The sequence below is a fragment of the Streptomyces sp. NPDC047515 genome, assembly GCF_040643055.1.
Taxonomy (GTDB): domain Bacteria; phylum Actinomycetota; class Actinomycetes; order Streptomycetales; family Streptomycetaceae; genus Streptomyces.
The window spans coordinates 1-23591 of record NZ_JBEYTM010000041.1 but is presented as its reverse complement, the minus strand read 5'-3'; the positions used below and the strand labels follow the sequence as shown (position 1 = coordinate 23591).

Annotated in this window: 12 protein-coding genes; 10 read left to right on the top strand and 2 right to left on the bottom strand. The window is 69.1% G+C overall.

Features of this window, described 5'->3' with window-relative positions:
- The first annotated feature begins 86 nt into the window (after nucleotides 1-86).
- From ABZ826_RS27855 to ABZ826_RS27815, 9 genes are all read left to right on the top strand, one after another.
- A complete protein-coding gene (locus tag ABZ826_RS27855) occupies nucleotides 87-452 on the top strand; it encodes a hypothetical protein (protein ID WP_361453918.1) in 366 nt (121 codons plus the stop codon).
- 113 nt (nucleotides 453-565) lie between these two features.
- Nucleotides 566-889, top strand: coding sequence for a WXG100 family type VII secretion target (locus ABZ826_RS27850; protein WP_361453915.1), 324 nt, complete (start codon nucleotides 566-568; stop codon nucleotides 887-889).
- A gap of 13 nt (nucleotides 890-902) precedes the next feature.
- Nucleotides 903-1346 (top strand): type VII secretion system-associated protein, encoded by a 444-nt coding sequence (locus tag ABZ826_RS27845; RefSeq protein ID WP_361453912.1) that lies wholly within the window; start codon nucleotides 903-905, stop codon nucleotides 1344-1346.
- A gap of 83 nt (nucleotides 1347-1429) precedes the next feature.
- The gene (locus ABZ826_RS27840) at nucleotides 1430-4096 is read left to right on the top strand and encodes an AAWKG family protein (RefSeq protein ID WP_361453909.1); all 2667 of its coding nucleotides are present in this window, start codon (nucleotides 1430-1432) and stop codon (nucleotides 4094-4096) included.
- Between the two features lie 17 nt (nucleotides 4097-4113).
- Nucleotides 4114-4602 carry a YbaB/EbfC family nucleoid-associated protein gene (locus ABZ826_RS27835; RefSeq protein ID WP_361454005.1) on the top strand — a complete coding sequence of 163 codons (489 nt, stop codon included), beginning with the start codon at nucleotides 4114-4116 and terminating at the stop codon, nucleotides 4600-4602.
- Between the two features lie 7 nt (nucleotides 4603-4609).
- Nucleotides 4610-4954: a hypothetical protein gene (locus ABZ826_RS27830; RefSeq protein WP_361453906.1), complete on the top strand. Its 345-nt coding sequence runs from the start codon at nucleotides 4610-4612 to the stop codon at nucleotides 4952-4954.
- Between the two features lie 19 nt (nucleotides 4955-4973).
- Complete coding sequence (locus ABZ826_RS27825; protein ID WP_361453903.1) at nucleotides 4974-18200, top strand: hypothetical protein; 13227 nt, start codon at nucleotides 4974-4976, stop codon at nucleotides 18198-18200.
- Nucleotides 18197-18889 carry a type VII secretion system-associated protein gene (locus ABZ826_RS27820; RefSeq protein WP_361453900.1) on the top strand — a complete coding sequence of 231 codons (693 nt, stop codon included), beginning with the start codon at nucleotides 18197-18199 and terminating at the stop codon, nucleotides 18887-18889. Before ABZ826_RS27825 ends, ABZ826_RS27820 begins: the two co-directional genes overlap by 4 nt.
- Entirely contained in the window at nucleotides 18886-20241 is a 1356-nt protein-coding gene (locus ABZ826_RS27815) for a hypothetical protein (RefSeq protein ID WP_361453897.1), read from the top strand. Before ABZ826_RS27820 ends, ABZ826_RS27815 begins: the two co-directional genes overlap by 4 nt.
- A gap of 18 nt (nucleotides 20242-20259) precedes the next feature.
- Here ABZ826_RS27815 and ABZ826_RS27810 read toward each other — a convergent pair whose 3' ends face one another.
- Both ABZ826_RS27810 and ABZ826_RS27805 read right to left on the bottom strand, forming a co-directional pair.
- Nucleotides 20260-20418 (bottom strand): SCO1431 family membrane protein, encoded by a 159-nt coding sequence (locus tag ABZ826_RS27810; protein ID WP_361453894.1) that lies wholly within the window; start codon nucleotides 20416-20418, stop codon nucleotides 20260-20262.
- Nucleotides 20419-21022: 604 nt separating this feature from the next.
- The gene (locus ABZ826_RS27805) at nucleotides 21023-21367 is read right to left on the bottom strand and encodes a hypothetical protein (RefSeq protein WP_361453891.1); all 345 of its coding nucleotides are present in this window, start codon (nucleotides 21365-21367) and stop codon (nucleotides 21023-21025) included.
- 1252 nt (nucleotides 21368-22619) lie between these two features.
- On the opposite strand from ABZ826_RS27805, the gene ABZ826_RS27800 reads away from it, so the two are divergent.
- The gene (locus tag ABZ826_RS27800) at nucleotides 22620-23381 is read left to right on the top strand and encodes a hypothetical protein (RefSeq protein ID WP_361453888.1); all 762 of its coding nucleotides are present in this window, start codon (nucleotides 22620-22622) and stop codon (nucleotides 23379-23381) included.
- The last annotated feature ends 210 nt before the right edge of the window (nucleotides 23382-23591 follow it).

Sequence of the window (23591 nt, the reverse complement as noted above, 5' to 3'; positions counted from 1 at the left end):
CTCAGATGCGACCAAGGATCATTGAGCACACCACGGATCTGATCATAAGATCGCGAACATCCAGCATTTGAGGCAGGGGAGACACCGTGGCAGACGAAGGCGCGCAGACGGGGCCGGGCGGCAACCTCCAGCAGTCGAGCGAGAGCTCGACCCGGAACGGCATTCAGGCCCTTGAGGCCGCCTACAGCGGCATTCTGAAGTCCCGTCAGGACGTCGACGACACCCGCAACAACCTGAGCAAGGGCTACCAGGGCAGCGACGGCGGCCAGTACGGCGCCCTGCTCAAGCAGTGGGACGACCAGGTCAACATCATCCTGAAGAACCTGGAAGACATGGTCGACAAGCTCAACACGAGCCTGGTGGAGCACGGCAGGACGCAGGGTTCGTCCAACGACGCGATCAACCAGGCGTACAGCGCCTCGCAGAAGGCCTTCGACGACCTGATGGCGTAGGCCGGCCGTCCCGAACGACGCGTACCGGTCGTTCCGTCCGCCGGTCGTCCGGCACCCCTCGTCGCCACCGGCGGCGAGGCACCTTCCCAGGCAGCGAAGCGAGGTCTCCCCCGATGTCCGAAAACCTGACCGACGGTTACATCCTGGTCGACTACGGCCACATGAACAACGCCGGCGACGACATGGTCCGCCAGACCCAGGCGATCGCCCGGACCCTCGCGTCGCTGGAGGCGGAGCTCGGCGAGCTGCGCAAGACGTGGTACGGCTCCGACGCCGACGTCTACCGGCAGAAGCAGGCCGCCTGGGACCAGGCGGTGAAGAACATGGAAACGCTGCTGAATTCGCACGCGGCCCTGCTGTCCGACATCTCGGGCAACTACAAGTACAGCGAGAACTCGCTGTCGCAGATGTGGTCCGAGATCACCATCGGCCGCTGAGCGGGAGCCACCGATGGCTGATCTGACGCATCTCGACGGCAAGACACTGCAGACGTTCACCGACCACGACATCGCGGAATTCATCAAGGCGCTGGACGACATCCGCAAGGACTCGAACGCCGGGATCAAGGCGCTCAAGAGCATTCTCGACGGCCGTACCGACCCTCAGCACCTCCAGCAGGACCCGGCGCTGGCGATCGGCCTGATGGGCAAGGACGACGTCGTGCACGGGCAGTCCCTCGTCACGGCGGTCAAGAAGGCGGCCGCCTCGGTCGACGGGATCTTCGACAGCCAGCACACGCTCTTCAAGCACATCGAGCTCGATCTGCAGGAGACGATCAAGAAGCTGCTCGACACCCAGGGAAAGAGCCTTGAGTCGATCGACGGCGCCTCGTTGCTCGACATCTTCTCGGACGTGGACAAGGAGCTCGGTCCGAGCACCAGCACCAGCACCTGACCCGGCCGCTCCCGGTCCGGGCCGGCCCGTCCGCGTCCCCTCCTGCCCGCCCCGATCCCCTTCTTCGCCCCGGAGCGTTCCGCATGTCGACCCCGACCTCCCCCGCCTACGACGCCGACGACTACTGGGGACAGGGTGTCACCAAGCTCACCGGCTATCCGATGCCCGGCCGGAAGGGCCTGTTCACGGGCCTGAGCAGCAAGGAGAAGAGCCCGCTGTTCCGGATGAGCCTGGACAAGATCACCGTCCAGTCGGTCGTGGACGCGGCCAAGCAGGGGTCGCTGAAGAGTGATGGACAGGACTACGACCTGTACTTCTACTCCAACGCGAACGGAAGCGTGGAGATGTACCAGGCGCGGCTGGTCTTCATCGGTTCCTTCATGTCGGAGAACGGCCGCAGCCGCGGGCTGGACGCCCGTGAGTCCCTGTCCGGGGGAAAGTACAAGGGCAAGTACGGCGACGACTTCGACATCGGCCCGCTGGGCCAGTACATGGGCGGCCCCGGCGCGGCCCTGGACGCCCTGATCACGTCGAAGACGACGCGCGGTACCTCGTACAACGGGGCAACGGTCCCCGACGCAGACTCGGTGGACCTCAATTCGTTCCAGCAGACCGCGCAGGCCTTCGACCGGGCCGCCCAGTTCTTCGTGGACCAGGCGCTGACCCTGGACGGCTGGGAGAAGTCCCTGGGCAGCGAGCAGTCTGCCTGGAAGGGTCAGGCCGCCGGTGTTTTCTGGCAGTTGGTGCACCAGCTGCACGGGAACTACGACAACTACGTGCAGCAGCTCGGCGCGGACCAGAAGTTCTCCCCCGTCGGCGACCCCGCATACACGCCGAAGTCCAACCACTCGAACCACCTGATGCAGGCCCAGCAGACCCTGCTGGGCAAGGCGCAGACCATGTGGACCGCGTGGGACACCTGGATGGCGCAGAACGAGCACGACCCGCACCACTTCCTGATCCAGACCCTGGACGAGATCCTGGCCTGGCTGAACCAGAACAACATTCCGTACATCTCGGTGACCACTCGCCAGACCGGCAAGGAGAGCTACAGCACCACGTATTCCACCAAGCCGGGCTTCCAGGAGCCGCATCCGACCTACGGCAATCTGAACGACATTCAGAACTGGGCCAAGGTGGGAGAGGAAGCGGTCAGGCGCTGGAACAAGTTCATCGACGATCCCCATCCGGAACTGGCCGGGCTCGAACTGGGACTGAACGGCACCGCGCAGCAGGTGCTGTCCGATCTCAACAACTCCTGGATCGACGCCGCCACACCGTTCGAGTCGGAACTCACCACCAAGAACACCAATTCGCTGACGGAGTTCTACACCAAGGAACAAGCCGCGAAGGCCAAGGAAGAGGCCGACAAGCACAGCGACGATCTCAACAAGACGCTGGAGAACCTCAACAAGGGCATCGGGGACATGGGCAAGGGTGTCACCGACACCCTCAACGATCTGGGCGGCGGGGCCGGACCGGGCGGGCTGAAGGACCTGCTGGGCAATTCCGACAACGAGACGAAGGATCTCAACCCGAACACGGACAAGGGCCCGAACCAGGACACCGGCAAGGACCTGGCCAATGACCTGACCAAGGATCTGAACAACAACCTCACGAACGGCGGCGGGGACTCGACACAGACCGGTCCGCTGAATCCTCTGGTCCCTCCGCCCACCCTGCCCAACGGCTCGGTTCAGGGGCCGGGCGGCGGGGTCACCTCCCTCGACAAGAGCGGCAATCTGGTCACCACGTACCCGAACGGTGATCGGTCCGTGTACGACCCCAGGACCGGGAAGTACACGATCACTCCCGCGCAGGGCAAGACCACGGTGCAGGATCTCAACCCAGGTCAGAGCGTGACCAATCCGGACGGCAGCGTCACCAAGCGGAACAAGGACGGCACGCTCACCACCACGTTCGAGGACGGCAGCCGGCAGACCGTCGATCCGAAAACCGGCAAGGTCACGAACATCGACAAGAACGGCAAGGAGACGGTCACCGATCTCAACAAGTCGGGGTCCGGTCTCCAGTGGCCGCCGGACCGCAACACCCACCTCACGCCGCCGCCGACGCACCGCGATCTGAACCACGACCTGAACCGGGACCTGCACCGGGACCTCGACCGAGATCTCGGCAGGGACCACAACGGGAACCTCCAGCGGGATCTCAACTCCCTCGGCGCGGCCGACCACACCTCGCTGAACACTTCGTCGTCCGGTGATGGCCGGACATCCGGTGGCGCTCACACCGCCGGCGGGAGCGACTACGAGGAGTACGACAGCACCTTCCATCCCGGTGGCACGCTCGGCGCGCCGCCCGGCTCCACCGGCGCCGAAGCTCTCGGCGCCGGGGGCACAGGCTCCGACCCGGCCGGTAGCACGCCCCTCAACCCCATGCCGATGGGCGGCATGGGGGGTATGGGAGGCATGGGCGGGATGGGTGCCGGTGGGCAGGCCGGCGGATCGTCGGGCGAACGCGTCCGCAATGTCCTGACCGAGAGCGGCACCGGTACCCGCGGCGGCTCCGGCCGTGCCGGCGCCGGCCGGCGCGGCACCGACGAGGAGCGAGGCACCCGTCGGGTCCGTACGGCCACCGGTTCCGCGACGGTCGCCGGTGGTGCGGCGGGGGGCACCCAGGGCGGGCAGGCAACCGGCAGCGGTGAGCGCGACCGAGTGCACTGGGTGGCCGAGGACGAGGACGTATGGGGTACCGAGGAGGGCGGCACGCCCACGGTGATCGGACGGTGAGCGGCGCCATGAACGAGATGTCGGAGGGTACTTCGGGGCGTGGCGAGGTCTCGCCCTACGCCCGGTCCGTGGAGGCCCGGCTGGCCACGGCGATGGCCGAACTGGAGGCCACTCAGAAGGGCGTGGCGAAGGCCGAGGCCGAACTGCGGCAGGCAACGCGCACCGTGCGCTCGGCGGACCGGTCGGTCGAGGTGACCGTGGGGCCCCAGGGCGAGCTGACGGATCTGCGGTTCCTGGACGGGAAGTACCGGACGATGTCTCCCTGCGAGCTGTCCGGTTCGGTGCTGGAGGCGTTCGGACGGGCTCGTACGGAGATGGCCCGGCAGGTGATGGAGACCTTCGAACCGTTCACCCGGCCGAGCGCCGAGGTGCCCGAGCTCACCGGGGTGGACATCGACTGGGCGAAGATCTTCGGGCCGGAGGTCCTCCAGGATCCGGACGACCGGGCCCGGCAGGCCTCGGGGCAGCGGCTGCGTGACGAGATCGATGAGGACGAGGAGCGCTGAACACGGCATGAGCGACGCCTATTTCGCCGAGCCGGCCCGGATCCAGGCCGGATTGCGGCAGATGTTCTCGATCAGTACGTCGATCGGGTCGATGGTCGACGACTTCGTCGCCGATGTCCGTGCGACGCGTGACTGGCCGGGCCAGGACGACAGCTTCGCTCTGGAGGTCATCCCGCAGGAGCAGAAGGAGCGGGAGAGCAGTACCGAGACGGCGATCGCCCTGTCCGACGCGGTGCATGGGGTGGCTCACGGGACATCGGTCAACCTGACCTCGATCAAGTCCAACCAGAACAACATCCTGGACGCCATCCGGGATCACAGGATCAGACCCACCAGCAGCGGCAAGCGCTGACGGCAGAGAGCACGGCCCCATGTCGATCAAGGCGTCGCCCGAGCTGAACAACCTCCTGTTCGTGCTCATCGGTGAACGGCTGCTCCAGGCGGACGAGGATCTCGCGTACGCGAGCCGACGCCCGTACCACCGGCTCGCGGACCGTCTCACGGACCTGTCCTCCGACATCGAGCAGTCGGTCGTCGGGATCAGCCGGTCGCTGCCGCCCCAGGTCGGCGCGCACTATCTGCAGTCGATGAAGCTCTTCATCGACAACGGTGGAACCAACCATCTGCGGGACTTCTCCGGCCAGTTGAAGAACATCGGCGACGGGCGCACCGAGACGTCGATGAACATCACCGAGTCCAAGTGGCAGATCATCGCCGAGCTGATCCGGCTGCTGATCGAGCTGCTGATCATCTTCGTGATGTCGTTCTTCTCCGCAGGGACCTCGGCGAGCGACGCCGCTGTGGCGAAGGCCCGCAGCCGGGTGGTGCTGCTCACGGTGCTGGACACGCTGCTGAAGCGTACGCACCTGATGCCGAGCCTGAGCGAGGCGTTCGAGGAGGCGTTCCAGACGTTCGCGGTGCGCCTCGCCATGATGGTGGCGGGGCCCGACGGGCGGCGGCCCAAAGGGTTCGACTGGAAGGCCATCGCACAGGACGGCGTCTTCGGCGGCTTCGCGGGGCTCTTCCACGGCGCGTTCTCGTCCGGGCTCGGCAAACTCCTCAAGAACATCACCGGACCGGGCCCGGTCCCGGTCAAGAACCTTGCCAAGGACGTGACCGACAAGGCGCCCGCGCCGACCCGGACGAAGAACTGGGGCAACACCGCGCTGAACGACGCCAAGGACTTCCTTGTCTCCGGTGGCTCGGAGTCCGTCGCGGAGGTCGTGGCGGGCGGGCTCACCACCGGGAACTGGACCACGACCTGGGACACGTTCCTGGGCTCCGGGATCAGCAGCAAGGCGGAATCGGCGCTCAGCCACAGCGCGTCCAGGCCCGGGACCTGGGTGAAGAACAACTTCACCGGGATGAAGGTGAATACGTCGAGCAGTGGGGACTCGACAGGCGGCACGGGATCCGGATCCGGAACCGACACGAGTACGAGTACGAGTACGAGTACCAGCACGAATACGGGTACGGGCACAGGCACCGGGACCGGCGCGACGTCGAAAACCACCACCGTGTCCGATCCGGCCCATGACCTCAGCGCCGGCCCGGACGGGGACAACAACCAGCACGACGAGGAGACGACCGAGAAGTCCCCTGTCTCGGCCCCCACGCACCCCACCGCCTCGACCCGTCCGCCGACGAGCTCCACGCAGCACTCGCCGGATCCGAACACGCCCGACGGTCCCGAATCGGACACTCCCCCGGAGAAAGACACCGAGCAGGAGACCGAGCACGACCCCGCATCCGTTCAGCAACCCGGTTCCACTGTTGGGCCCAAAACCGCTCACAACGGCGAGCACCGGAGCGAAGTCCGGCCCCACCACGTCGTGGACAACGACAACGACAACGAGAGCGGCACCGACAACAACACCGACGAACCCGCCCATGACACCGATGCCGGCACCGAGGCCAGCAGCGACGTCCTCACCCAGGGGGACACCACCTCGACGGCATCCGACGCCACCTCCACGTCCCACCAGGGCCCGAGCAGCCTCTCCTCGTCCTCCGGGCAGACCTCGCCGCTCCCTGAACACGAGGTGTGGAAGCAGCTCTTCGACAGTTCTCCTGATGATCTGGGTCAGGACATCGTCTCCCTCACCGATGAGCAGCAACGCCTGCTCGACCGGATCGGCAAGGAGCGCGGCACACCGCCTCCCACGCTCGACGAGGTCAATCTGCGCAGGGACCTGCTCCATCGGCTCCGTGATCTGGACGAGGGCGTCGTCATCTACGTCGACGACGCCGCCAACTTCGGCCACCAGGCCGCCGCGACGATGCTGATGGACTCCCTCGACGCGCTCGGGCACACCGGTTCCATCACGGCCATCGCCGCCGACGGCGTCCAGAAGCGGCTGGAACTGCTGCTCAACGAGGACCTCAAGCAGCGTGTCCAATGGCTGACGGGCACCTTCGACCTCAGCCGTGACGCGCAGGTCTCTCCGTTCCCGGCCCGCTCCGCCGGATCCGGCCCCCGGATCGGTGACAGGCGGCTCGTCCTCGTGGCGGCGAGCGACCGGCTCTCGGGCGAACCGGACCTCGCCCGCAAGTTCCTCGACTTCATGGACACGGACCGGGCCGTCATTCTGAAGCCGTACGCCTGGGAGACCTCGCAGCGGCTTCTGTACTCCCGGCAGAACGCCACGTCGGCGGTCTCGGTGACGGATCTGGAACTGAGCGGGAGCGACGCGGACACCGACAGCGCGCCGGACCGGACGATACCGGCGAAGGCGCTGTTCAACTTCCACACGCCGCTGTTGACCGGCGACGAGCTGAACCAACTGATCGACCAGCACGAGGACATCGCTCCCCCGCAGCGCGCGGCGGGTCTGAAGGCCGTGGCCGAGGCCGTCCGGAACGGCACCGTCGACCTGATGCCGGTGTACGGGCTGCACAACCTGGAACCGCAGGCGCGTGCGTCGTCGCTCAGCTCCTTGGCACAGGGCATCCGTGACGCCCGGCTGGGCAAGCCGTCGGTGATCCTGACCTTCGGTGCGGTGGCGGTGGACGGCGCCAAGAAGTACGAGCCGAGCTGGCTGCACACCACGACACTGGGTGATGAGCACCTGCGCGAGCAGCTCAGCGGTCTCGATCCGGACCATGTCCTCGTCGTGGACGGAGACAAGCTGCCGCAGGACGTGTTCCGGCAGATCTTCCAGCTGGGCGGCCTGCCCGCCGTCGTGGAGGGCGCCAACACCAGCAACCTGATGCAGCTTCTCGGGCGTCCGTATCTCTCGGCGGTCACCCGGCACACCCCCTACGACTCCTTCGATCCGGAGCAGGCGGCCCGCCTGCAGCAGGTCACCAAGGCGGTCACTCACTACACCGAGTGGGGACAGGAACCCGAATTCACGGACGGCCGGCCACGGGCGGAACGCACGGAGACCGCTCTGTCGGTCCTCAGGGCCCTGCCGCCGGCCGAGGACGGCTCGGCGAACCTGAAGCTGACCCAGGACGAGATGGCCCGGCTCCTCGCCAGGGACGACGGTTCCAGAAACGCCGACCGGAAGCGCGAGTACGACGTCCTCGAACCGGACCAGGTCGCCGAGGTCCTGCGGGGTACCAGCGGTCTCGACGCCATGCTCGGGTACGAGGCCGCCGACAGGCGCACCGTGGCTCCGCCCCCGCCGATCCGCATCACGCCCGCTCAGGTCGAGCGACTGCGGACCTTGGTGCGGGCGCGGCACGAACAGCATCTCGAATCCGTGCGCGTCGAGACAGCGGACTACTCGGTGACCCCGAGTGCCCGGGAGACGGCGGTCATCGCCGACGCCCTCAGGGACATGCGCGATCCGGGGTCGGCGCTGTACGCGTACTACCAGGATCTGAAGTCCAGGGCCCGCGACCCGTACAACGACCAGACGCTCCAAGCCCTGCGGGTCGTTCTGACCAGCCGTCAGCCAGTGTCCGCACCCGTGCAGCCGAATCCGACCGCGGCGCCGTCCCCGGTGGTGACGGAGTCCCGGGAGACTCCACGGACCCCGGTCGAGTCCCATGCGCCGACGCAGCCCCGGCCCCAGAGCCCGAACCAGCAGCGCCAGACGTCGACGACCACTCCAGCGCCCACGGAATCGCCGACTCCGGTGCAGGTGATCCCGACGGCCACTACGGTGCGGACCGAATCCGAATCCGAATCCGACGAGGACTTCGGAAACTTCGCCTCCCTCCTCGACGACGAAAACGCGTCGTCCGACGACGACTTCGGCGGCGAGACCTTCGGAAGTCTGCTCGACAGCGGCACCGAGTCCGAGATCGAACCCGTTCCTGTCACCAGCACCTCGCAGCCGGTCACGACCGCGCAGCCGCCCGCCCAGCCCCGTATCGTCACCCGGCCCGTCTCGTCCGTCCTTGGGCTGGACGACAGCACGGTGTCCGACAGCGATCTCGTGCGTCAGCTCCTGGTCGACGCCAAGAACGAACAGGTGGGCTCCGCCTCGCACTCGGACACCGACTGGAAGCAGCGGTCGAACCGATTCCCCACTGTCCTCGGCGCGGACGCCTACCGCGACCACCGCCGTGACAAGGCCGCTGTCCTCCGCGACCGCCACACCGTGCCGTGGAGGGGGCAGAAGGTCTCCTTCTTCGCCGCGCACGGCACGCCCACCCGGGTCACCCTGACGCGCACCGACGGCACGAAGGTCCAGATCACCGGCAAGGAACTGGGCCGCTACCTGCTCCGCACGCAGGAACTCGGGCCGCAGGACCGGCCCATCGTGCTGTACTCCTGCTCCACGGGCGGCTCCCCCACGCACGGCGGCCTGTCCGCCGCACAGCATGTGGCCAACCTGACCGGGCGGGTCGTGTACGCGCCCACCACGGACGCCGGAACCGCGCTCGTGAACGGTCGCGTGGAGCCGATCCTCTACCTCGACGAGCACGGCACGCCGGGCTCGTGGGTGGCGCTCCACCCCGAACCGACCGGCGCGACCCTCACCGGGCTCGCCGCAGCGGCGGGGCTGCACGAGGGGACGCAGCCGCTCGATCCCTGGGCCCGGACCCGGACCCTGCAACTGGTCCGTACGCTGCGGGGGACGTTCGGCATCGAAGTCGAACGCTCACCCCGCTACCCCGACCTGCTGAGATCCCTGGCCGAGCTGGACTCCGCACGGTTCGGCGGTGCCGCGTTCTGGGGGCCGTACCAGGGCGGACGGATGACCCCCGAGCTCCTACGCCGGATCAGCGACGACGTGGCCGCGGCGCCCGAGGCGGACTCCACGCCTCCGACGGCTCCCACGGCTCCCACGGCTCCCACGGCTCCCACGGCTCCCACGCAGACGGACGAACGGACGGGTCCGGCGGAAGAGACGCCGAGCGGCTCCGTGATGGAGCTGGACGACCTGGCGGAGCCCGACGGGGACCAGAGTCTCGCCGGCCTCAAGGAGCGCTACGCCGAGCTACTCTCTCTCACCCTCTCCGCGCCCACGCCGGTCCCGAACCCGGAGTCCGACTCGGACTCCGTCCCCATCACCCCGGCCACCGGCCCCGCCTCCGAGCCGCCCTCCGTCGGAACAACCCCGCCCCTCCCCTTCGCCGACGAGCTCGACCTCCACCGTCCCGCGCAGGTGGTCCCGGACATGCCGTCGCCGCCCCGTGCCGGAAGCCCCGTGGTCTTCGAGAACGGCAGCGAACTCCCCACCTACCTGACCGGAGACGGAACGAATCCCAAGTCGGGCAGTACCTACGGCCAGAGTCACGTCACCCTGCGCGGTGTCGACCTGGCGGTCAGCGAGGTCGCGGGCCGCACCGGACTGCGTCTGCCGCCCGGCCCCGCCGGAGCGAAGCATCCCCTCACGGCGCTCGACAAGGCGCTGCACCTGACCCCGCAGGTCTTCCACGGCGACGGCTGGACCTCGCCCGCTTTCGAAGACGCGGACGGGCGAAAGCGCGTCCTGCGCGTCGTCCAGCGGCCGCACAATGCCTGGGAGCGGTTCACCGACCCCGAGGGCAACCCGGTGAAGGTCGACCAGATCCAGCGCAGCCAGATCACGACGGGCGGCACGAAGTCCGTCTCCACCGCACGTCAGTTGGCGGTGAGCCTGCCCGTCGGGCCGCCCGGCGGAGTCGCCGCGTACGGCAGGGCCGGTGCCGCCTTCGGCACCCAGCGCACCTACGACTACAACACGCAGGACCAGACCCTCAGCCAGGTCGAGACCCGGCTGGCCGACGAGTCGCATCTGTATCTGGACGACGTGCAGTACGAGGTGTGGACCGAGGACCTCACCAAGCCCGACGAATCCACCGAGCGGAGTACGTTCGGCGTACGCCACGGTCTGCTGGTCAGGATCTCCGACAGCCTCACCACGAAGAGCACCTCCCTGCACGCGCCGCCGACGATGGAGCTGGACGCGTCGACCGACTACCGGAACGTACACACCGAGGGGTTCGGCCCCGTACAGGACCTCCTGGAGTGGGCCATCGGCGTGACGCGGGCCGAGCCGGGCAGCTCCGCCCACGCCGAACTCACGAGGTTCTTCAGCTCCGAGAACTTCCATCGGACGGCGGACCGGATGGCCAAGGGCAGGGTCACCGGTCAGCCGCTGTTCAAGGAGGGCAAGTCCGCGACGCCGCTGGGCGCGTTCGTCATCGACCGAGTGGTGCCCAGCAACGCCGTGCTGCTTTCCGAGACGACCCTCGCCGAGCTGCGCAACACACTCCAGCAGGTGATCAAGAACGACCGGAGCCTGTCGCGGACGACGAGCCAGGAACTCCAGGCGATCCTCGGTCCCAGCTTCGACATCACCTCGTTCTTCGGACCGCCTGCCGGGCTGCGGGCCATGGCGGGGCTCTTCGGCCGGTACGGGCGCAGCGCCACGCGCACCGTCGTGTTCGGCGGCTCCGGGAGCAGGAAGACCGTCGGGCGGGCCAAGAAGGTGCCGACCGATCTGTATCTGGTGCCGAAGACGGTTCGGGTGCACATGGTCGGAACCTCCGAGTCCAAGTCGATCACCACGTGGAGCCTGGACCGGATGACGCGGGCGGAGGCGCGCAGGCTCGCCAAGTGGGACGACGGATCCACGCTGCGCCGGGACACCGAGGAACCCTTCGCGCCGCCCTATCTGACCGACAAGAATCCCACCACGCTGGGCATGGGCCGCGCCGAGACGTTCCTGCACGAGCACGAGATGTCCAACGGCCAGGAGCACTCGGGCCCGGTCCCGGACCGGAACTTCCTGGACACGTTCACGGACCGCACGATCGAGGCGATCGCCCAGGCCTACCCCGGCATGGTCGCTCCGCTGGAGCACTTCGGCGACCCCGGGCACAGTCGGTGGCGCGGCAGCACGCACTACCGGATCGCACTGCAGAACACGCTCACGCTCATCAATACGCTCCATCACCACAGCATGGCCGGCAGGCTGGAGACGCTGGTCACCACGGGCATACGGATCGGTTTGACCGACCCGCACCGCGCCACCCGGGCGAAGCGATGGATCTGGATCGACGGCGAGCTGACCGGCCGCCAGTACGTGGGAACGCGCGACGAACTGATTCTGCGCACCAGTGCCGCGGGCTCGGAGCGGCTCGACGGCTCGGAGAACGTCGTCAGGACGAAGGAGGGGGGCTTCGACGTCAGTCTGGCCGTACGTGACTCCGTCAAGGACTCCAGCGGCATGCCGATGAACGCCGGCGCCGCGCAGGCCGGATTCCGCTGGACACGGCAGAAGGGCCGGCGCACCGGGTCGGGTGCCACGGCTTCGTACGAGTCGCTGCACGCGAGTGCCTCGCCGTCGCACGTCTTCGGATACCAGTTGAAGCTCACCGTGAAGAGCGGCGGTTACTGGCGGTTCCGTGGCCTGCTGCGGGGCATCGGCTCGCTGGGAGTTCTCGGCACGGGTCCGTTCGTCCGGGTGGAGCAGAGCCGCGATCTCATCGGGGGCGCCGCGGGGCAGGCCATCACCGGGCATGTCCTGCTCAACGTGCCGGACGAGCACAGCCCGCGCACCGAGCCGGTCGAACCGGTCGTCGCACCGCCTGTCATCACGCCCCTGTCCGATCAGCGGACGCTGGCCCTGCTGACCGGGAATCCGGACGGTCTGGCCGAGGGGCACGAGCCGAGCCCCTTCGGTGATCTGCCGTACCAGCTCATCAGCGTCGCGGGCCATGACGAACTCGCGCGGACCGCCGAGGAACTGATGGCTCTGGCGTCGGGCGGATCGTGGCACTTCGCCCGGACGGGATCGGCGGCGCACGACGCCATGGTGCGCCAGTTCCAGTCGCAGTATCTGACGTCGGCGTTCGACCAGACGTCCGCGAAGACCGGCGCGCGCACGGCCGGGCTCTTCGGATCGGGCCCCTATCTGAACCGCGTCGGCGAACTGGTCCACCGGACTCGGGCGCGCAATCCGGTCGTGGTGTCGGAGTCGGTCAGCATCGAGACCGAGCAGACCATCGGCAGCGACATCCAGGTGTCGCACGCGGTCGTCACCACCCGTGTCTTCACCGTCAGCGGCGTCTTCTCGCTCACCCGCAGCCATCCGGTGGGCCCTTCGCTCGCCGGCGCGTACGGGCTGCAGGCACGTTGGGCGCGGGCCAGGGCCCAGGCGGACACCGTCACCCGCACGGTCACGGCCGAGATCGACCGGGACGACGAGAGCCGCAAGTACCTGGTGTCCGCCGACACGGTGCACGAGATCGCCGTCGCCTCGGACCCCGACGGATTTCTCGCCCCGCTGGACAAGCTGGCGCACATGACCCGGCTGTCCCGGCGGGGTCAACAGCTCATGTTCGACTCCGACCTGCTCGCCCACGTACCGGAGAAGGCCGCGCATCGGCAGGGACTGATCAAGGACGGCCTCGGCGAGGTGCCGCTCTACACGAAGAAGCCCTGGTATCTGCCGAATTGGCTGCGGCGCAATCCGTTCGGCTCGTTTCCCGTCAACTCCCTCGACCCCAGTGAGGTGCTGAGCGCCTTCGACCGGAGACTGAAGGCGGCGAAGGCCGACTCGGCGAGCCGGGAGCGGGTCCGTTCCCTCGTCACTCCGCGCGCGCTGCTCGCGCTGCGGCAGCAGATGGCCTCCCCGGCCGGGATGACCGCACGGGGCCGGGTGCACCGGCTGAGTCTCGGACCGGTCAGGATCGGGTCCCGGGACGCCGTATTGCGGATGGAGCTGATCCCGGGCGAGCCGGAGTTCGACGGTCTCGATCACAGCGCCACGTTCCAGGACAATCTGGCCGCCGCCGAGACGATCGACGTGACACGGACCAAGGGCGTGACGAAGGCGCTCGGCGTCTCGGTGTCCGAGGGGATCCGGACCGGGAACGACAAGGCCACGGCCGTCACCCCCTCGTACGGGGAGTCGGGCGCCTCGTCCCAGCAGACCTCGGTCACCACCTCGATCACCCGTCTGAAGGGCTTCACCTTCTATCCGAACGAGCCGTACGCGGACTTCCTCACGCCCTACCGGATCCGGCTCGTCCTCGACTTCGGCGACGGGAGCAGCATCGAGGAGTCGGGCGACGCGGGGACACTGCGCGAGCAGGTGCCGCTGAGCCTGTCCGCCCCCCGGATCCAGCACGAGGACGGATCTGATGACCTCGACGGAATCGATGCCCTCGGCGATCCCGAGGTGGTCGATCGGGACCCGGAGGTCACGTTCTGGCCGTCCGTCGCGGTCACCCCTCAGTCCGTCGCCGCCTGGCAGTCCACGAAGCAGCCGGACGGTACGACCCGCCCGTTCTCGCTGCCGTCCAACGGGTTCCATGTCCGTCGTGTCACCAATCTGCCCACCATGCGCCACGCCGCGGACCTCGCCATCGCCAAGGCGTACGGCACCGAACTGCCCAGCGCCGAGAAGTACACCGGCGCGCCGCTGGTCACGGCCGTGGGCAAGGCCCGCCGATCCGGTCTGGTCCGCCCGACCACGGCCGCCGCCCAAGCGGTGACCGACGGCCTTCAGCCCACCCAGCTCGCGGCCTTCTTCGGCGACAGCACGGACGAGGACGGGTACGTGGTGGCCGGGCTGTCCGAGAACACCTTCGGCGGGGGTGCCAACGGCAGCTACCGCCTGTACTCCAAGCCCCACCTCGACCGGGCGACCCTTCTGACCGTGGCGCCCGAGAGCACCATGGAGAGCCCGGAGCGCTACACGGAGGGGTCCGACACAACGATCGCGCTCGGCGGCACCGAGTCGTCGACGCTCGGGCTCCAGCCCAACCTGGCGACCCCGGCGGCGGGTTCCACCGGCCCCGCACTCGCCGGGAACGGCATCAATGCCGGTGAGGGCACCGGCAACAAGGCCACCGACGCCGCCGGCTCGCAGTTCAACGTGAAGCCCAAGACGGGCCGGTCCTTCCTGTTCTCGATCCCCACCGCCTGGCTGGGCGTGGCCGAGGTGGAGCGCAGCTTCAAGGACAGTTCCGTCGGCGCGTGGATGGGCAAGACCCTCGGTCCATTGGGCTACACCAAGCCGGGCCCCCAGGCGGTCGAGTTCGAGACGCACGTGCTGGCGTGGGTGCGCGAGGACGTGGCCCGGCAGTACGGGCTCATCGGCGAGGACTCGTTCCCCGAGCCGGTCTCCGACGCCTGGACGGCGGTGAAGGACGCGACCGATGCCTGGGTCGACGCCGACAAGAAGTACTGGGCGGCGCGGCGCAAGATCAAGGAGGTTCCCTCCCTGACCGAGATGCGGAACGAGATCAACCGGCTCGCACGGGAGCGGGCCGATGTCCTCAGGGTCCGGTCGCTGGCCGGGTACGCGCGCGCCGGCACCACAGGCGACCGCTCACCGCACGACCTCGCCACCGCCGAAGAACTCAGCGCTCTGAAAACGAAGTTGAAAGCGGCCAGGAAGGCATTGCGCGACCGGCCCGCCGACGTGGCCGAACGCGACCGGCGGGTGAGCGCTCTGGCGGATCTGCTGACCACGGCGGACGAGGCGGCCGCCGAGTTCCATCGGATCCGGGCCGCGGCCGACCGGCTGACGCGCTGGCACCGGCTGCCGGCCGACAAGCGCGGGAGCCCGACCGCACCTGCGGCAGTGACCTACGAGCCGCCTGCCACGACCGAGGAGCCGACAGGACCCCGGGTCCCCAAGTACACCGGCACGGCCTTCGACACGGACACGGACGAGACCGCCGGTACCGATTTCGGTCCGGCCACGCTCGTCTCCCCCACCGGGGAGACCTATGTCCTGAACGACGTTCCCGAGGACGGCGACGGCTTCTACCACGCGTTGGCGGAGTCGCTGCACCACACCGTCCCCACGTCGCTGAGCGACCAGGTGCGGGCGAGCGACCGGGCGTCGCTTGTCACCGGACTGCGCGCGCTCATGGCCAGTGCGATCCAACACCCGCGCAATCGCAATCTGTTGAAATTCGTCCTGCCCGACCGGCCGGACACCTTCACGAAGGAGGAGCTGGAGTCCGGCGGGCCCCGGTTCGCCCAGGACTCCCCCGAGGGGCGGGAGTTCGAGAAGCTCGGCAGGATCCCGTTGTACGCGGCGCTGCCGGACCTGCGGGAGCGCGCGGCCCTCGCCGCCGCCCAGCTGAAGCGTCCCGGTGCCGCCGCCGACAGCAGCGGCTGGGACCACGGCGCCGCGGACCTGCTGCCCGCGCTCGCGGCGCGCACCTTCCGGGCCCGGGTCACCGTCGTGCGCGACGACGGCACCTTCCAGGAGTTCGCCCCACCCGCGGGCCCCGACTCCGCGGCACCGCACATCGTGCTGTACCTCAAGGACAAGCACTACCAGTGGGCGGCGCTCGACGGCGTACCCCCGGCGGGGGAAGGGCTGCCGCTGCCCGCACCGGCCGCTCCGGTCACGACGGCCGACGTCACGCCGAAGGAGCCCACGCCGCAGCCGCGCCCGTCCTGGACGACTCCGCCGTGGAAGCGCCCGAACACCGGCGAGCCGGACCGCTCGGGCCACATCGTCGACGCCCGCGCGATGACGCTCACCGACCCCTCCGGGATCGTTCATGACCTCCTCGCACCGACCGGCCCCGGCAGCAGTACCGGTCACGGCTTCTGGTCTGCCCTGGCCCAGGCGCTGCCCCCGAGCCCGACGGGCACCGCCGCCGCGCTGGTGGCGAACCGGTCGCTGCCCGAGCCGGTCGGGAAGGACCTGCTGGAGGGGCGCCGCTGGGGCGACACGACGACGCAGACCGCGATCCGGCTCGCCGCGGACGGGCGTGGGATCACGATCGTCGTGGTGAACGAGGACGGTACGTCCCGCACGTACACCCCGTCGGATCCGGACTCCACCGCCGACGAGCGGAACAGGCCCGTGGTGACGCTGTTCCGGCGCGGCTCCGACTTCCTGACGGCCCGCCCCAGACCACCGGTCGGCCCCGTCGAGGAAACGAGCACCGGAGTGATCAGCGAGAACGGCGACGACGGCCCGAGCGCCCCGGACCCGTTGAGCCTGTTCCTGGACGAGCACGGACTCCGGGACATCGAGGTCGGCGATGCGCAGGTGCGCCGGCTGGGCAGGGAGGGCACGGCCCTGCTCGCCGGGAACACGGGCTCGAGCGCCACCCTCGCCCTGGGTGCCAAGGTGAGGATCGCGGACCTGAACATCGGGGACGCCGAGGTGCGCACCCTGCTCCAGCGCAACGCGGATCTCCTCCAGGACCGCCCCGGCGTGCTGGAGCAGCTCAAGGAGGTCGGCAGGCGCGGACAGGGCCCCACATCGGAACCGCAGCCGGCGAGCGGCAGTCTCTCCAACAAAAAACTCGACGCCTATGTCATTCCGGTCGGCTCCGGCGCGACATGGATCGGCGAGAATTTCACCGGCGACATCCGTGCCCGGATCCGTGCTGCTTGGAATCTGGACGACGACCACCTCTCCGAAACCGACCGGACTGCCGTCGAGGCCTGGCTCCGGAACCGGGGCATCAAGGTCTCCAAGGACCGCGAGACGATCGTCCTCTGGTCGCGCTTCAGCGGAAAGAAGGGCGACATTCACAGCGAGCACGACACCAGTTGCACGGGCATCAGTCAGCTCCTGGAAGGGATACGGCGGCGGGCGGTGGAGCAGGGCGGGAACCCGCTGGTCATCATCGCGGGTGATGCCTACGCGGACCCCCGGCACCAGGGCAAGTACGCGGAATCGGTCCGGACGATGCGCGAACAGGGGCTCGATGTCCACAACCTCACCCATTTCTGGGAGGACGCGTCGGGCTCACACGCGGCCTGGGGCGGTGGCAGCCGCATCGGACAGATGCGGCTCTACGAATATCTGCACCGCAACAGCTCCCCTCTGAGGCATCTCGGGTTCCGCAGCGGAAACCTGGAGGCAATGGCGCTGTCCGGACACGAGGTCCGCTATCTGGAAGAGCCCGACAGCAGCGGCGGCGCACGGATGGAGAAATGGCACGACGCGAACTCCAAGAGGGCGCATCTGCCGAATTCGGTATCCATCGGATACGAGCGCATCACTGTCCACGAACCCCCCACCCGCACCGGCAAATACCTCGTCGGAAAGCGTGCGTCGCCGACGGACGGGTCGGAACTCGGCTGGAACGTGGAGCGGCCTCCGTTCGTCTTCGGGTACCCGGGGCCGCGCGCCGAGAAGCCGAAGGAACTGAAGGACCTGAAAAAGGGATTCATGACCGAGGACGTGAAGAAGATCGTCGACCATCTGCTCGATGCGTCATGACGGACCGGAACGACGAGCCGAGGAACGAGCCGGAGTCCCGGGTGCGGCCGGACGACTTGCCGCTGCCGCCGGTGCCGGACCACATCCGCGAGGCGGCCAGGCAGGCGCCCGACCACTGGTTCGGCGTCGTCGACCCCGGCTGGACCGATCCCGCCCCGCCGCCGCCCTGGGCAATAGCCGGGGAGTGGCGTTCCGGGCTCGCCGGCGAGGTCGTGGAGTGGCTGCCCAACGACGACTACCGGCCGTCGCCGCTGACCCTCGGCTGGGCAGAGCCCACCGACCCGGTGGACGCCGCCGTGCAGCTGGCCGTCACCGGGTACGGACTCCTCCACGACGTCGTAACGGCCCTGGCCGGAGCGGAAGTGACGGTGCTTCGGGCAGCGGACGGCGGTCCGCTGACCGTCGCCGGGGAGGATGGGGAGCCCATGGTTCCGGTCTTCACCTCGGCCCCCCACCAGGTGTTCTCGGGCGCGCTGGCACACGATACGGTCGCTGTCGGCGAACTGGTCCGGCTCATCGCCCCCGCCGACGGCCGAATCTCCGTCAATCCCGCAGGCCCCGCACGTCTGTTGCTCGACGCGCGGCAGGTGCTCGACGCCGTTGTCCCCACCGGGTCTCCCCCTGCCACGGCTTCTGCCGAGCCTTCCAGCACCGTCCCCACCAGTCCCGTCACCCAGAGGACCCCATGACCACGTCCAAGAACGAAAAAACCGCGGCCGCGTCCGAGGCGGAGGTCCATGCCACCGCCGAGGCCACCGGCTCGGGCGAGACCTCGGCACGGACCGCTCCCGCCCCCGTGAAGGCAGCGGCCGAGCCCGAGAGCGCAAGCACGACGACGGGCGGCACCGAGGCGAAGAAGCAGGCCGGGAAGACGGCGGAGAAGCAGACCGGGCAGGAGAGCGGGAAGGAGACCGGGAGCGAGTCCGCGACCGCCGAAACCCCGGCCACCACCGAAGCGGAGGCCTCGACCGCCACCGCCGAAGCCGATGCCGAAACAGAGGCGGAGATCACCGCCACCGCCACCGCAGCCACCGACGCGCCCGAAAAGGCCGGCCGCCCGAACAAGGCGCTCCTCGCGGGCGCCGCCATCGCCGGGGTCCTGCTGGTGACGGTCCCGTTCCTGGTCCACGCGGGCGGGGGCGACGACGGCAAGCGTGCCTCGGGCAACAGCGAGGCACCGGGTACCGTTCTCGGTTCCGGCAAGGCAGACATACCCGGCGCGTTCGCGTCCGCTGCACCCTCGCCCCGCGAGGACCGGGGCAAGCACTCACCGGCCGGCAAGGGCGCCGAGGAGGGCGGTGGCCCCTCCACCGACGGTGCGCACGGATCCGGACCGATCAACGAGAGCGGGCACGCCGCAGGCGCGGGCGCCACCGACCGACAGCCGGCCGAGGGCGGGAAGACGACCGCGAAGACGACCACGACCGGCAAGACGACCACGACCGGCAAGACGACCACGAGCAAGAGCGGCACCGACAACACATCGACCGGCACCACGCAGAAGGCCGCCCCGCAGTCGACCGTGGTCTACACCGGCGTGGCCGGCCACGGCTGCCCCACCCCCGCCGGCGGCGGCTTCCAGCAGGACGGCTACTACAGTGACGGCAGCAAGGGCTGGTCCACCCGCTCCTCCGGCGGCTGGACGGGCAACGGCTGCAACGGGAGCTACTCCGCAGTCCCCATGTCCGGCGACACCGGCCAGGACCACGACGCCCGCGTCAAGTGGTGGTGGAACCCCGGTACGAAGGCCCGTACCTGTCAGATCTCGGTCTTCATCCCGAACAGCGGCACCATCCTGTACGTGGGCGGGCACCCCACGACGTATCACGTGCTGGTGAACGCCAACGACCGTACGACCAAGTACAGCAGTTTCCGGATCGACCAGGTGGCTCACCGCGGCCAGTGGGTCGACGCGGGCACCTTCGCCATGAAGGGCGCCACGATCGGTGTGAAGCTGCTCGACCGGGGTGACGACTGGTCCAAGGGCTGGGAGAAGGCCCACCACGCCGCCGCCCAGATGAAGGTGACCTGCCGGTCCTGACCCACCGGGGCCGGCTTCTCACATGAGGCCGGCCCGGGTGACGAAAACAGCGATCACCACGACGAGGATCCAACCCAGTACGGTCTCCAGCAGCTTCGGTCCTTCCCCGGGACCGCCGGTCCGCGCACGGTGGCGGGTGACAGGGGCGGTGGCGGTTCGGGCAGCGGTCGCGATCATGGCATCTCGCTCGGTCGGCAGTGGGTGTCCCCCGAGGACCCGCCCACAGTGCCGGAAACACGGCCCCGGCGGTAGAGACGTCCGTCACCGCCCCCGGGGTCCCGCTCCGTGTCAGTGGGCACCGACGGGCGGCCGGAGCCCACCACCTGGCCGGTACCGGGCACCACGGGAAGGACGGACCACGGACGTCTCCTGTGCCGGAACCCACACCGCCGCAGACGTCGCGGCGCCCGCGCCGCCCAGGCTCACCGCGCTGGGCGGACAAGCAGTCTGCGCAGCTTCCTCAGCGGTGGACGGCGCGCGCTGCCGGGCTCCCGTCGTCCGGGAAGACCGGGGCGCCGCGTTGTCTTCCTGGGCCGTCACACGGGATCCGCCCGCCGGCACGGCCGATTTCAGCTCACGCGGCGAGAGGCGGGATCCTGACGGGGCATCAGGCAGCGCGGCAAGGGGGGTGGGGCTCGGGGGCAGCGGGGCGCCGGTGCGCTGGGCCCACCAGATGCGCAGCCGGACCGGGCGGCGGGTGGAGGTCTCGCAGTACCTGAGGATTTTGCCGCCACCCCGAGCAGCGGCGCGCAGCAGGCCATGGCGCCGGCGGGCGTCTTGATCAGGACGTCAGGGTGACCCACCGGCCGGTGCCACCTGTCTCGACGCATTCCTGATACGGATTCAGCGGGCCCGGCTGTTCCCGGCAGTTCCAGACGGATCCTGCGGCGTGGACGGTCGTGGCCCCTTCGCCACCGCTGTTCCAGCTCCGCGTGTAGGCGCTCGCGACCCGGAGTGCTGTGGCGCAGTCCCTGGCGCGGGCCGTCCCCACCGTGAGCCCTGATGCGCGATCGGTGCCGCAGATGACGCCTGCTGCCTCGCTCGTGTTCTCGCCGACAGCCCTTGCTGCGGGTGTCGTCAGGGCCAGTACGGCGATGCCGACCGCTCCTGCGGCTGCAGTTCTCATCGACGCGTTCATCCTCTTGTCTCCTTGCGAACGTCATGCAGGCATGGCCTGCGAACCGCGACCACGAGGTGCGGCCCTGGGGGGTGGGGCGCCGCAGGGGAAGAGCGGACGGGGCGGGGTGTCCTGCTCTTCTTCCCCGCGGCAGGTCAGGCGCGGACGGATGCGTCCGGTCCGGTGCTCCGGCAGCAATTCACCGGGCTGAATGCCTGGTTGGTGCCGCTTGGTGGTGTCAGCTGTCGCAGGTGTCGAGTATCCGGGACAGGTCAGCGGCCTCGCTCGGGTTGGCGGTGGGCTGGTAGTTGGCCTTCCGGACCCAGCTCGAACCCCAGGCCCGGATGACACGTCACCAGGTCCGAGCACCGTCCATGTAATCACTCACTGTGCATGCGATTTAACAGTAAGTGATCGAACTGTGGCCCGCCGCGCCGCCACACGGCGGGCGGAAAGAGACCTCACCTCAAGCCAGGACGTCAGGAGACATCGGTGACCAGACATCACGCCCCCGAACAACCCCCCTCAGGAGTGAGGATGAGACGAGGCCAAGCCCACACAGGCGTCGACACTCGTCAGCAGTAGCGGCGCCCAGGGGTGGTGGCGGGACTGTGCGTGGTGCTGTCCGGCACCGCACTGACCCCCGCGACCGCCGCACCAGCGGGGGCCAAGCCGGCCACCGCCCCGGTGCGGGCACGAGGGACTGACCCATCGTCCACCTTCGGCTTCACCGGGACCCCGCAGAGCCTCACCGTCCCAGCAAACGCGGTGGTGACGATCACCGCGGACGGCGCCCGGGGGCGCCGACAACACCGGCACCGTTTGCGGCTTCACCGGCTCCGGGGGGACCGGGGGACGCGTCATCACCACACTGCCGGCAACCACCGCCCCGACGACCTTCACCGTCAATGTCGGCGGCACCGGCGGCAAAGGCTGCAACGGAACCGGCGCCGGCGGATACAGCGGCGGCGCCCCGGGCGGCACCTCGAGCAACCCCACGGGCTCTTTCCGGCACGGTTCCGGAGGAGGCGCGGCGTCCAGCGTCAGCACCGGCACCGGCCTCCTCCTCCTCGTCGCCGGCGGCGGCGGCGCCGACGGCGGCGGCGGCGCCCCCTTCTCCGGCACGGTCGCGGGGGGAAACGGGGGCAACGGTGGCACACCGGATGCCACCGCCGGCACCACCGGAGCATTCGATGGTGGTGGTTCGCCGGGATCCGGCGGGCAAGGCGGCAGCACCACCACGACCGCCGGCACCTGTGGTGTGCCGGGCACCGCCACTGGAGGCTGCACGCCCGCCGCAGGTGGCCCAGGAAGCGGCTTCACGGGCACCACGGTCGGCACCGGCGGCACCGGCGGCAACAACACCGGCGGCAACTGCGTGGCCGCCGGGGCCGGGGGAGGCGGAGGCGGAGGGTACTTCGCCGGTGGCGCAGGCGGCGCCTCCACCCCCGGCTCCAGCAGTCTCGGCCGGGCGGGTGGTGGCGGTGGCGGAGGAGGCAGCAGCTTCGCCACCCCGACGGGCACCGGCACAAGCTATGCGCTGTCCACGATCGGCACGGCAAACAACAACGGCCAAGTGATCATCTCCTACACGCTGCTCCCACCCACCCTGGCCATCACCAAAACCCACACCGGGAAATTCATCCAGGGTAAACAGGGGACCTACACCATCACGGTCCGCAACACCGGGCCCGGCACCACCGACGGCACCACCGTCACCGTGCACGACACCCTCCCGCGAGGACTCACCGCCCGCAGCATCAAGGGCACCGGATGGGACTGCACCCGGACCACCCTCACCTGCACCCGCAGCAACGTCCTGCCAGCAGGCAGCAAGTACCCGCCCATCACCCTCAAGGTCAAGGCCTCCTGCCACGCAAAACGCCACGTCACCAACACCGCCACCGTCACCGGCGGCGGCGACACCGCCATCCACCCCACCACCAACCCCACCACCATCAAACGCAACAAACACTGCCACCACCACAAGCACGACCGCAGGAAGGTGATCGGTCGCGACTGAATACCGCAGCGAAGCGCAGCAACCACCGCGACCGCGCCGGCTCCGCCTGCGCGGCAGGGACGACACCCGAAGGGAGCGAGCGAGCTGGCCGGAGTCGTACACACTGCACATCTACTAGGGCTTTGTTAGGTACCCCGGATGATCAAGCAGGAGTAGGGTTGTGATCTTCTTTCAGGTGTGACACCTGAGGAGATGGAAGAGGTTCGTCCG